The organism is Desulfuromonas sp. KJ2020 (genome assembly GCF_024197615.1).
Classification (GTDB): Bacteria; Desulfobacterota; Desulfuromonadia; order Desulfuromonadales; family SZUA-540; genus SZUA-540.
This window is the reverse complement of record NZ_JAKUKE010000001.1, coordinates 245,080-256,901: the sequence shown is the minus strand read 5'-3', so window position 1 is coordinate 256,901 and position 11,822 is coordinate 245,080. Positions and strand designations below refer to the sequence as shown.

General features: G+C 59.9%; 7 protein-coding genes and 1 tRNA gene. 7 read left to right on the top strand and 1 reads right to left on the bottom strand.

Translation table 11 applies throughout. The annotated features are described in order from the left end of the window. Positions 1–183: 183 nt before the first annotated feature. From MJO47_RS01190 to MJO47_RS01175, 4 genes are all read left to right on the top strand, one after another. A complete protein-coding gene (locus MJO47_RS01190; RefSeq protein WP_253959294.1) occupies positions 184–2,424 on the top strand; it encodes a methyl-accepting chemotaxis protein in 2,241 nt (746 codons plus the stop codon). A 128-nt stretch (positions 2,425–2,552) separates the two neighbouring features. Next, positions 2,553–4,742: a methyl-accepting chemotaxis protein gene (locus tag MJO47_RS01185; protein WP_253959293.1), complete on the top strand. Its 2,190-nt coding sequence runs from the start codon at positions 2,553–2,555 to the stop codon at positions 4,740–4,742. 97 nt (positions 4,743–4,839) lie between these two features. Then, on the top strand, positions 4,840–5,352 hold the full coding sequence (locus MJO47_RS01180; RefSeq protein ID WP_253959292.1) for a chemotaxis protein CheW: 513 nt from the start codon (positions 4,840–4,842) through the stop codon (positions 5,350–5,352). 155 nt (positions 5,353–5,507) lie between these two features. Then, complete coding sequence (locus MJO47_RS01175; protein WP_253959291.1) at positions 5,508–7,688, top strand: bacteriohemerythrin; 2,181 nt, start codon at positions 5,508–5,510, stop codon at positions 7,686–7,688. Positions 7,689–7,806: 118 nt separating this feature from the next. Here the strand turns inward: MJO47_RS01175 and MJO47_RS01170 are convergent. Then, positions 7,807–7,883: transfer RNA gene (locus tag MJO47_RS01170), tRNA-Met, on the bottom strand. A gap of 171 nt (positions 7,884–8,054) precedes the next feature. Here MJO47_RS01170 and mnmH point away from each other — a divergent pair. The 3 genes from mnmH to MJO47_RS01155 are packed head-to-tail and all read left to right on the top strand — an operon-like array spanning position 8,055 to position 11,798. Next, the gene (mnmH, locus tag MJO47_RS01165; protein WP_253959290.1) at positions 8,055–9,125 is read left to right on the top strand and encodes a tRNA 2-selenouridine(34) synthase MnmH; all 1,071 of its coding nucleotides are present in this window, start codon (positions 8,055–8,057) and stop codon (positions 9,123–9,125) included. A gap of 2 nt (positions 9,126–9,127) precedes the next feature. Further along, positions 9,128–11,596, top strand: a complete 2,469-nt coding sequence (locus MJO47_RS01160) for an EAL domain-containing protein (RefSeq protein WP_253959289.1) — start codon at positions 9,128–9,130, stop codon at positions 11,594–11,596. A 34-nt stretch (positions 11,597–11,630) separates the two neighbouring features. After that, on the top strand, positions 11,631–11,798 hold the full coding sequence (locus MJO47_RS01155; protein WP_253959288.1) for a hypothetical protein: 168 nt from the start codon (positions 11,631–11,633) through the stop codon (positions 11,796–11,798). Positions 11,799–11,822 lie beyond the last annotated feature (24 nt).

Sequence of the window (11,822 nt, the reverse complement as noted above, 5' to 3'; positions counted from 1 at the left end):
GCTGTCAACTTTGGTTGATCCTTCCCCGGCGGGCTCGTGTTGTCTAAATAGCTAAAATAAAAGCAATTTTATTGTGGTGGCGGGTTGGCATTCCTGTTGCTAAAGGAAGATCAGGGGCGATGTGCCTCTTGGGTTTGATTTATCGAACCCATAATGATCTCTCAGGTAAAGGAGCTTAAACCCGTGTCCTTCAAATTCAAACTTATTGCCATGGTCGTTTTGGCGGTGCTGGTGCCGCTTGGAGCAATTCTGGTTGTTTCCGAGTTCAATTCGGCTGATGCCCGCCGGCAGGCGACGGAAGAGGCGCAGAAAGTCGGGCGCACCAGTCTCGATTATGTTATTGCCGGTGCTTTGAACCTGGCCGAGGCCAAGCAGAACGCCATTGCCCAGCAACGGGCTACCGCCGTCAAGAACTACCTGCGTTCCACGGCAGACAGTCAACTGGCCCGGGTTGAGGCCATATATGCCCAGAGCACCCCGCAGCAGGCCTGGTCGCGTATCCGCGAAATCCTTCTAGCGGACAAAATTGCCAAGACGGGCTACGCCTTCGGGATGAACAGCCAAGGGGTTCTGACCATCCACCCGTCCAGTGAGGGGAAGGATTTGTCGGGCCAGGTGCACATTGATGAAATGCGCCAGCGTAAAAATGGCTACATCACCTATCACGCGGTGACCGCCAAGCGGGACAAGGCCGTATACTACCGCTATTTCGAGCCCCTCGACCTGATCATCGCACCCGGCGTTTTCATTGATGAGCTCGAATCCCTCTACGACATCGAAGGTGAGCGGCGCGAGATGGAGGATCTCAAGTCCCTGCTGAAAGCCGTCAAACTGGGAGAGAAGGGGTATGTCTGGGCCCTGGTGGGCTCGGGAGAACGTCGGGGGGAATTCGTCATTTCTCCCGCAGGCAAAAACGACGGCAAAAACATGCTCAAAGCGACCGACCAGGATGGTCGTCCCTATATCCAGGAAATGCTCGACAAGGCGGTCAAAGCCCAACCGGGCGAGATACTGGATGCGCGTGTCGAAGTGACCAATCCTTTCGATAATCAGGTCCACCAGACAATCGTGCGCTTTACCTACTATCCGGATTATGACTGGGTGGTGGGGGCCAGCATTCCGGAAGACGAGTTTCTGGCTACCGCCCAGGTCATTGAACGTTCCTTTGGGCAGTTGCGGATGTCGATGCTGGTTGGCGCGGTGGTTATCGCCCTGGCCGCTTCGATGCTGGCGGCCCTGTTCGCCCGTCGCACCCTGCGCCCCCTCCATGCGGTCAGCCATATGCTGACGGAGATGGAGCAGGGGCATCTCGATGGGCGTCTCAACCTGAATCGACGCGACGAGTTCGGCCACATGGCCCGTACCCTGGATGCCTTTGCCGACAGCCTGCAGCATGAAGTGGTCGATGCCCTGCAGCGCCTGGCGCAGGGAGATTTGACCTACACCATTGTGCCGCGGGATGAAAAGGACGCGGTGCGCGGTGCCCTGAAGGCCCTGGAGGAGGACCTCAACCAGCTGATGGGAGAAATCCTGCTGGCCGGAGAGCAGATCGCCTCTGGCAGCGCCCAGGTTTCAGACAGCAGTCAGTCCCTTTCCCAGGGGGCGACGGAAAGTGCCTCCAGTCTGGAGGAAATCACCAGCTCCATGACCGAGATGGCGTCGCAGATCCGTCACAACGCCGAGAATGCCGGTCAGGCCAGTAGCCTGGCCACCCAGACTCAGGGTGCCGCTGAAGGCGGCAGTCGACAGATGCGGCAGATGATGCAGGCCATGGGAGAAATCAACGAGGCGGGCCAGAATATCAGCAAGATTATCAAGGTCATCGACGAGATCGCCTTCCAGACCAACCTGCTGGCCTTGAATGCTGCCGTGGAAGCGGCCCGAGCCGGGCAGCACGGCAAAGGGTTCGCCGTGGTGGCGGAAGAGGTGCGCAATCTGGCGGCCCGCAGCGCCAAGGCCGCCTCGGAGACCGCCGAGCTGATCGAGGGCTCGGTGAAGAAGGCCGAAAACGGCGCCGCCATCGCCGACCAGACGGCCGGCGCTCTGACGGAGATCGTCCAGGGCATCACCAAGGTCAACGATCTGGTCGCCGAAATTGCCGCCGCGTCCAACGAACAGGCCCAGGGGATTGCCCAGGTCAACCAAGGGCTGGGGCAGATCGATCAGGTGACCCAGCAGAACACCGCCAATGCCGAACAGAGCGCGGCGGCGGCGGAAGAACTGTCCGGGCAGGCTTCGCAGCTGCAGCAGATGTTGCGGCGGTTCCAGCTCAAGCAAGGGACTTCGTCCCCTGCCCCGGCGGCGGCTGTTGGAAGCCTGCCGCCGGTTCAGCCGCCCGCGCGGAAGGCTCCGGCCGCCCCGCCGGCCAAGGTGACTCCCAAGGTTTCCATTGCCCTCGACGACGACGAGTTCGGCCGATATTGATCCGAAAGAGGGGCTCGGCTGGCACAGGGATGCCGACACGATAGTGCGCCATGTCCTGGTCTGCCTCGCCCTGTGCAGAGCAAAAAGAACCGGCAGCGTTTTTCAACCGGAAGTAAGCAGGAAATTCCATGAAAATTCAGACCAAGTTTATTGTTCCCGTGGCAGCATCGTTTCTCGTCTTTGCCCTCATCGCCTTTGTCGCGGTCACCGTGATGATCGGTTCGCTGGTGCAGACTCAGAAAGACCGCGTGGAAGACTATGCAAGACAGAATCTTTCCGAGCGTGCTCAGGAGCGGCAGGAAGCCATCACCGACGGCATTGGCGAAGTCGGCAGCAAGGCCCTGGAAATGACGGCGCTCTTTTCCGAGATTCCGGTGGTGCAACAGGCCTATGAAATTGCCCTGTCGGGCAATTTCGAAAATGAAGCCGATCCCAAAGGACAGCAGGCCCGCGAGCTGCTGCGCCGGGAACTGAAACCCTTTCTGGCCGGCTATTCCCGCCAGACCGGCATCAAGGAATTGCAGCTTCATTTTCACCTGCCCAACGGCCGCAGCCTCGCCCGGGTGTGGCGGGACGGCTGGCAGACCCGCCGCAACGGTGAACAACTGGACATATCGGATGACATTTCCTCTTTCCGACAAACTGTCATGGAAATCAACCGTGGCGACCATCGGCCGATTCGCGGCATCGAGGTCGGCCGGGGCGGTTTTTCCATCCGCGGTCTCGCCCCGATAACCGCCGCCGACGGCCGCCATCTCGGCTCCTGCGAAATCCTGTTGTCCTTCGACAATCTGCTTAAGGCCAACCATGTTAGCGATGACTACCAGTTGGCCGTCTATATGGACTCGTCCATGCTCTCCATCGCCACCGGCCTGAAAGATCCACAGAAGAACCCTCCCGTCGGCGACAAATTCGTCTACATGACCTCCACCGGCAAGGAGATCACCGATGCCGTGGTGGATGCACAGCTGCTGGAGGCAGCGGTCAAGGCCGATGTGGAAAAGGAAATTGATGGCCACTTCGTCAAGGCCTTCCCTATTCCCGACTACTCAGGCCGGCCCGTCGGCGTCATGGTGCTCGCCTTCGACATGAAAGAGGTGAAGGGGATGATCACCGGCATGCAGGCGCAAGCCGAGGAGGCCCAAAGTGCCATCCGCACGCGCCTGGGGGGTGGTCTCTTCGTTTCCCTGGTGGTTATCGTCGGCATCCTCGTGCTGGTGGCGCGGGGGGTCACCTCCTCATTGCAGCGGGCTGTGAAAGTGACGGAGTCCGTTGCTCTTGGCGATCTTGATCACGATATTCAGGCGGCCTCAAAGGACGAGGTCGGTGATCTGCTGCGGTCCCTGCAGACCATGGTTGCCTCACTGCGTCGTAAGGCAGAAGAGGCGGAAGCCATCGCCTCGGGCGATCTACGGGTGCAGGTCGCCATGGCCTCGGAAAAAGATGCCATGGGCCTCTCCTTCCAGAAGATGGTCCGCAGTCTGACCGAGGTGATCGGCGAGATCAATCAGGGCGCCCAGCAGATGGCTTCCGGTAGCGCCCAGGTCTCTGATTCGGCCCAGTCCCTGTCACAGGGGGCCACCGAACAGGCCTCCAGCCTGGAGGAGATCACCAGCAGCATGGCCGAGATGGCCTCCCAGACCAAGCAGAATGCCGAAAATGCCACGCTGGCCAACCGGATGGCCGGCGAGGTCCGTCAGGATGCCGAAATGGGCAATGCCAGCATGCAGCAGATGGTCACGGCCATGGGCTCCATCAACGAATCGGGCCAGAATATCAGCAAGATCATCAAGGTGATCGATGAGATCGCCTTCCAGACCAACCTGCTGGCGCTCAACGCCGCCGTGGAAGCGGCCCGGGCAGGTCAGCACGGCAAGGGCTTTGCCGTGGTGGCCGAGGAAGTGCGCAACCTGGCAGCCCGCAGCGCCACGGCGGCACGGGAAACATCCGAGCTCATCGAGGGGTCAGTCAAGGCGGCTCAGAACGGCGCCGAAATCGCCGGCATGACGGAGCAGGCGCTGGGCAAGATCGTCTCCGGCATCACCAAGGTCACCGACCTGGTCGCCGAAATCGCCGCCGCCAGCAACGAGCAGGCCCAGGGCATTTCCCAGGTCAACCAGGGCCTGGGGCAGATCGATCAGGTCACCCAGCAGAACACGGCCAGCGCCGAGGAGAGCGCCGCCGCCGCCGAGGAGCTGTCCGGTCAGGCCGAGCAGTTGCGGCAGATGCTGACCCACTTCAAACTGCAGGAAGAGCGCCGGGCCCGCCTGGAATCGGCGCCGGCCACGACGCCTGCCCAGATTGGCTGGGGGGAGTAGGTTCTCGCCTGCTATTGGTTTTGACATAGTTTTTGCATTATATGGCCGGTAGCTGGGGCTGCCGGCCCTTCACTTTAGCCCGACTAAGGAGCGAATCATGGCAAGTTCTGTATCTCAGTGGGACATGGCGGATCATCTGGCCGACAATGAAGATACCCTCAAAGGCAAATTTTTGACTTTTCAGCTGGCAGAAGTCGGCTACGGCATCGAAATCCGTCACGTCACGGAAATCATCGGTATCCAGAAGATTACCGATGTTCCCGATATGCCTGACTTCATCCGTGGCGTTATCAACCTGCGCGGGAAGGTCATTCCGGTGATGGATGTGCGCCTGCGCTTCAATCTGCCCAGCCGCCCCTACGACGAGCGGACCTGCATCATCGTCGTCAACCTCGACGGCAAGAGCGTCGGGCTGGTGGTCGACGAAGTCAGTGAGGTTCTCGAGATTCCGGCTGAACAGATCGAACCCGCTCCCAGCAGCAGCAAGGGCAAGAACCGCTACATCCAGGGCATGGGCAAGGTTGGCGAAGAAGTCAAGATTCTGCTCGATGTCAGCCGTCTGTTGTACGAGGAGGAACTGGAGCAGCTCGATTCCGTCAGCCAGGGATAAAAGGTTTTACGGTCGGCCGCTGCCGCGGAGAATGGATGATTATGCCGTTGAAAACCTTGGGCGTGCGCACCCTGCCCCCAGGTAGACCCAGGCGAGTTTTCGACAGGCTTTGATAGGGGGTGTCTTTTGAACCTTAACGATGAGGTATCGCTGCAATGAACATCCAGAGAAAAGTGACGCTGTTTCTGGTCCTGCTGCTGCTGGTCGCTTTCGGTATCAGCACCTTCGTCTCCACCCGTCAGGCGACGGTTCTGTTAAAACAGGCCGGCGAAGACTCCCGACAACGGCTGGAGGTCGCCATTCATGACCAGGCCCGGCGAGTGGCTGAAAGTCTGCATATTGGTACCCAGGGTTCGGTGGAGCAGGGCGAGATGGATCTCTTCGCCGACCTGCTTAACGAACTGGGGGCCATCCGCAACGTGGAAGAAGTCGGGTTGGCCGGCCCCGACGGGGACATCCATTACTCCAATCTGACCAAGTCCGTCGGCGGACGCATGGACGCGCAGGCGCACAAGGCCGCACTGTCGGGTGAGGCCGCCATGCAGGAATTCCCGCGCGACAACACCCTGTTGATCATTCAGCCCCTGCGCATGGAACCCAAATGTTTCGGTTGCCACGAAGGGGTCAAAGAGGGCGACCTCGCCGGCATTCTCTATCTGGACTACAGTCTCAAGGATCTGCGTGCTGCCGAGGTACAGACGGCCGCGCTCATTGCCGGAGCGTCAAGTAAAAGCCTGTCCAGCGGGATTGTCACCGGCCTGGTCTGCCTGCTGCTGGCATCGATCGGGGTCTATGTGCTGCTCGGAACCCTGGTGCGGCGGCCTCTGCTAGCGCTGGAAAAAATGATCGTCGAAATGGATAAGGGGCATCTCGACCACCGTCTCAATCTGTCGGCCCAGGACGAGATCGGGCACATCGGCCGGACGATGGATGCTTTTGCGGACAGCCTGCAAAAGGAAATCGTCGGATCGCTGCAGCAGCTGGCCAGCGGGGATCTCACCTTCCGGGTGGTTCCCAAGGATGGCGACGATGTCGTCCGTCTGGCTCTGCAGAAGGTCGGTACCGATCTCAACGCCATCCTCGGTCAGGTACAGACTGCCGGTTCGCAGATCGCCGCCGGCAGTGCCCAGGTCTCCGATTCGAGTCAGTCGCTGTCCCAGGGGGCAACGGAGCAAGCCAGCTCCCTTGAGCAGATTACCAGCTCCATGACTCAGATGGCCTCCCAGACCCGCCAGAATGCCGAGAACGCCACCCAGGCCAACACCCTGGCCACCGATGTGCGCGGGGCCGCCGAGCGCGGCAACGAGCAGATGCAGCAGATGGTCGGGGCGATGGTCGCCATCAACGAATCGGGCCAGAACATCAGCAAAATTATCAAGGTCATTGACGAGATCGCCTTCCAGACCAACCTGCTGGCGCTGAACGCCGCCGTCGAAGCGGCCCGAGCCGGGCAGCACGGCAAGGGGTTCGCGGTGGTGGCTGAAGAGGTCCGCAACCTGGCCGCGCGCAGCGCCAAGGCCGCCCGTGAGACGGCCGAGCTCATTGAAGGCTCGGTAAAGAAAGCCGAAAATGGTTCGGACATCGCCGACAAGACGGCGGCGGCTCTGGACGAAATCGTGGCCGGTATCACCAAAGTGACGGATCTGGTGGCCGAGATTGCGGCTTCTTCCAATGAGCAGGCCCAGGGTATCGCCCAGGTCAATCAGGGACTCGGCCAGATCGATCAGGTCACCCAGCAGAATACGGCCAACGCCGAAGAGAGTGCCGCGGCGGCGGAAGAGCTTTCCAGTCAGGCCGAACACCTGCGCCAGATGCTCTCCAGCTTTCAGTTGGCTTCCTCGGCCAGACAGCTGGAGGCTCCGGTCCGGCCGGCGCCGGCCGGTGGCGGCCAGGCGGCCCTGGGCTGGGGTGGCGAGGAGTCTTCCCCGGACGACCTTATGTCCTGGGGGCCGGCCTTCAGCGTCGGTATTGTCGAGATTGACCGCCAGCACAAGAAGTTGCTGGCCCTGGTCAACAAGCTCTACCGGGCTCTCAAGGGCGGGCAGGGCAATCAGGTGCTCGGGGAGGTTCTGGATGAGTTGATTGCCTATACACAGGGGCATTTCTCCAGCGAAGAGAGAATGCTGCAAAGCAAAGGCTATCCCGATCTGGCGGCGCACAAAAAACTCCATGCCGATCTGGTCGAGCAGGTAGCCTCCCTGCGGGAGCAGTTCAGCCAGGGGAAAGCGACTCTTTCCAGCGATGTTTTCAACTTTCTCAAGTCCTGGCTGACCAATCACATCCAGAAGACCGACAAAGCCTATGGGCCATTTTTGAACAGTCACGGGATTCAATAAGTCTAGCCGTGGCGAAGATGGGCATGACAGGGTGGGGAGTCCCGGGCGGGCTCCCCACTTTTATTTGGCGGGCGAAAACAAAAAAAGGGATCTGCAAAAGCAGATCCCTGATCTTTTTTGGTTGCGGGGGAAGGATTTGAACCTCCGACCTTCGGGTTATGAGCCCGACGAGCTACCAGACTGCTCCACCCCGCGTCAGAATTTGAAACTATATATACTCTTGTTTTGTCTGTCAACCATTAATTTTGAAAAATTCCTGATTCCACTATGGCCGGCAGACGTGGAACTCCTTGTTTAAGTGGCGCGATTCCGTTAGAATGCAGTCTTGGCCGGCCGATGAGGCCTGAGAGAGCTTGGAATCCAGTCATGCACCATTTGAAAATCGATCTGCCAAAAGCACTGCAGCAGCGGGACGAGGGCGCCTTGTTCATCGACTGCCGTACCCCGGCCGAATTTGCCGAGACGACCATTCCCGGGGCTGTGAATATTCCCCTTTTTGATGACGCGCAGCGGGCTCAGGTGGGTCTCCTTTACAAGGAAAAGGGGCCGGGGCCGGCCAGAAGGCTGGCGGTGGATCTCGTTTCCCCCCGCATCCCGGCGATGATTCGCCAGGTCGATGAGCTGCTCGACGACCGCCGACGCCCCCTGGTGGTCTTCTGTTGGCGCGGCGGCATGCGCAGCCGGGCTCTGACCGCCTTTCTCGATCTGGCCGGGTTTTCGGCGCGGCAGCTGACCGGCGGCCACAAAGCTTTTCGGGCCGAGGTGCGCGATTTTCTGGAGAAGGGGGAGTGGGGACGTCTGTTCGTCCTGCGCGGCCTCACGGGCGTGGGGAAAACCCGAATCCTGCACCGGTTGCGCGGGGAGGGCTATCCCGTTATTGACCTGGAAGGTCTGGCCAACCATCGAGGCAGCGCTTTTGGCGCGTTGGGACAAGGAGAACAGCCGAGTCAGAAGGCCTTCGAGGCCCGACTCTGGGAGGCTCTGCGCCAGATCCCGCCGGGCGGCTATGCCCTGGCTGAAGGGGAGAGCAAACACATCGGCAAGGTGGTGTTGCCGCCCCGCGTGTACGAGGCCCTGCAGGCGGAGACGTCCCTGTGGCTGGAGGCCTCTCTCGATTACCGAATCCAGTTGATTCTGCAGGAATACCCCGTTGACTGCATTCCTCGTGAAGAGTTTGTCCCGCCTATTGTCGCTCTCAAGCGCCGTCTCGGCACCGAGACCGTCGAGCGCCTGCTGGCCCTGCTCCACGCCGGAAAGTGGCGGGAGCTGGTGGCCGACCTGATGGTTCTTTATTACGACCCTCTGTATTTTCATACCCATCCCGACCGGCGGATCGAGATCGATCTGGAGCCGGAAGAGGAAGGGATAGCCCGGCTGAAAGAGTCAATCCACCGTCTGCTGGCCGAGCCGCCGGTACCCCGTCTCGAAAAGGCCTAGCCATGCCCGAAAGCCGCACGCAAAGAAAAACGCCTCTGGTACTCATCGTCGACGACGAAAGGCTGATGAGAACTATGTTGCGGGATACCCTGGAAGCGGCCGGGTTTCGAGTCAGCGAAGCCAGCAATGGGTGCGACGCCTTGGAGACCATTCGCCAGATTCATCCTGATCTGGTTGTCCTCGACGTGATCATGCCCGATCTGGATGGTTTCGAAGTCTGTTCCCGCCTGCGGAAAATTCCCGAAATGCGCCATGTCCCCATTCTTATGGTGACGGCCTCCGAAGAGCGCGAAGTGGCCGAAAGAGCTTATGCGTCCGGGGCAACCGATTTTATTCCCAAGCCGATCAACGCCGCTCACCTGCGTCACCACGTCCGCTATATGCTGCGGGCCAGCCTCAATGTCGAGGAGTTGCGCCAGAAGGAGCAGCGCCTGGCTTATGCCCAACGTCTGGCCCGCTTGGGAAACTGGGAGTGGGAGAGGGGGGATGACCGATTGCGCCTCTCTGAAGAGGCCCGGCGCATATTGGCCCTTGCCGATGACGTTCCCTTCCTGCCCCTGACGTCTTATCTGGAACGCATTCATCCCCAGGAACGTGATGCTATACGCCGCGGTCTCGACCAGCTTTGGCAAAACGGCCCTCCTTTGGCTCTCGATTTCCGCCTTCTGCGCCCTGACGGGACCGAAAGATTCGTGCATGGCCAGGCGGACCGGATCGTGGATGCCGGCGGAGAAGCCGTCCGCCTCGTGGGCACCATTCAGGACATCTCCGATCGTAAACGGATTGAGGAGAAGCTGGTGCTCGCCGGCAAGGTGTTCGAAAACAGCGGCGACATGATCCTCATTACCGATATGCAGGCCCGGGTGGTCGATGTGAACGATACCTTCTGCCGACTGACAGGGTATGGTCGCGAAGAAATTGTCGGCTGGTCCTTGGGGGACCTGCTTTCCGGCCAGCATGATCCGGGGTTCTACCGGCATATTTGGCAGACCGTGACGGACAAGGGCTTCTGGCAGGGGGAGGTCTGGAGCCGGCGACAGGACGGCGAATCCTTTCCTGCCCTGGTTTCCGTCAACGAGGCGCGAAGCGAGGGCGAAGAAAACGGCCATTACGTCTTTACCGCCACCGACCTTTCTCGTCTGAAGGAGACGGAACGGCAGCTGCATTATCTCTCCCACTTCGATCCTCTCACCGACCTGCCCAACCGACTGCTGTTCCTTGACCGCCTGCAGCAGAGTTTGGTCGGCGAAAAGCGCCACCAGGGGCAAGTCGCTGTCCTCTTTGTCGATCTGGATGACTTCAAGGAAATCAACGATACGCTGGGCAGCCCGACGGGAGATCAGGTGCTGCAGGAAGTGGCCCGCAAAATCAAAGGATGCATCCGGGCCAGCGATACGGTGGCTCGTCCCGGCAGCGACGAGTTCGCCGTCATCCTGCGGGAACTGGTGCCGGGCGGAGATGCCGCCGCTGTGGCGCAGAAGCTGCTGGATTCTTTGGCAACCCCCTTTACCTATGCAGGCCGGGAATTCTATATCACCTTGAGTATCGGCATCGCCCTGAGCGATATCGATGGCACGGACCCCGAGGAGCTGATTCAGAAAGCGGAAACGGCCATGGTCTGTGCCAAGGAGCAGGGCAAGAGCCGCTATGTCTTTTTCTCCGACGAGATGAATCGGCAGGTGCAGGAGCGGCTGATCATGAAGACCAGTCTGCGACGCAGCCTGGAACGTGACGAGTTTTTGCTGCACTATCAACCCAAGTTCAACAGCTTTACCCGGGAATTCACCGGTCTTGAAGCGTTGGCGCGCTGGCAGCATCCCGATCGGGGGCTGATCTCTCCGGCCCATTTCATCTCTCTGGCCGAGGAAACCGGTCTAATCGTCCCCTTGGGGGAGATGACCCTGCGCAAAGCCTGCCAGCAGAACCGGCATTGGCAAAAGGAGGGCTATCAACCCTTCCCGGTGGCGGTCAACCTCTCGGCCCAGCAATTCGGCGAAAAGGATCTGGTCGACACAGTGTGCCGGGCCCTGGGGGATACGGGCCTGTCGCCTCAGTGCCTGGAGCTCGAAATCACCGAAAGTGTCATTCTGCAGGATACCGAGCGGGCGATTGCCATTCTGAAGAAGCTCAAGGATATGGGGATCCGCATCGCGCTGGACGATTTCGGTACGGGTTTTTCTTCCCTGGACTATCTCCGGCGTTTTCCGCTGGATGTCCTGAAGATCGATTATACCTTTGTGCGGGGGGTGGTCAGCAGCGACCAGGATGCCGCCATTGTCAAGGCGATCATCGCCATGGCTCACAGCATGCGCCTGAAGGTGGTGGCCGAGGGCGTGGAAACCGAAGCCCAGCGCGTCTTTCTGCGAGAGCAGGGGTGTGACGTAGTTCAGGGCTATCTGGTGGCCATGCCCGTTCCGCCCGAGGACGTGGAGAAGTATTTCCCCCTTGCCGGTGGGCGGCGGGACTGCTAAGGTTTTCGGGATGATCCGGAAAGAGAGGTGTGCTGTGCCTAAAATCATTCCCCGTCAGGAGGCGAACAGGCTCTGCCAGAAATGTCTGCGCAGCTGCCGGCAGTCACAGAACATCCTGCTTTTGCAGTGCCCCCGTTTTGAGCCGATGCCTTTCAAGATCGCCGAGGCTCCCTTCAAGCAGTTGGAACTTTTTAAAGATTAGCGGGCCAGCGCATCTTTTTTTCTG

Bases quoted from the DNA above. Each gene is read 5' to 3' on its own strand.
- MJO47_RS01185 (WP_253959293.1), top strand. From the start codon at position 2,553: ATGAAAATTCAGACCAAGTTTATTGTTCCCGTGGCAGCATCGTTTCTC.
- MJO47_RS01180 (WP_253959292.1), top strand. From the start codon at position 4,840: ATGGCAAGTTCTGTATCTCAGTGGGACATGGCGGATCATCTGGCCGAC.
- MJO47_RS01175 (WP_253959291.1), top strand. From the start codon at position 5,508: ATGAACATCCAGAGAAAAGTGACGCTGTTTCTGGTCCTGCTGCTGCTG.
- mnmH (WP_253959290.1), top strand. From the start codon at position 8,055: ATGCACCATTTGAAAATCGATCTGCCAAAAGCACTGCAGCAGCGGGAC.
- MJO47_RS01160 (WP_253959289.1), top strand. From the start codon at position 9,128: ATGCCCGAAAGCCGCACGCAAAGAAAAACGCCTCTGGTACTCATCGTC.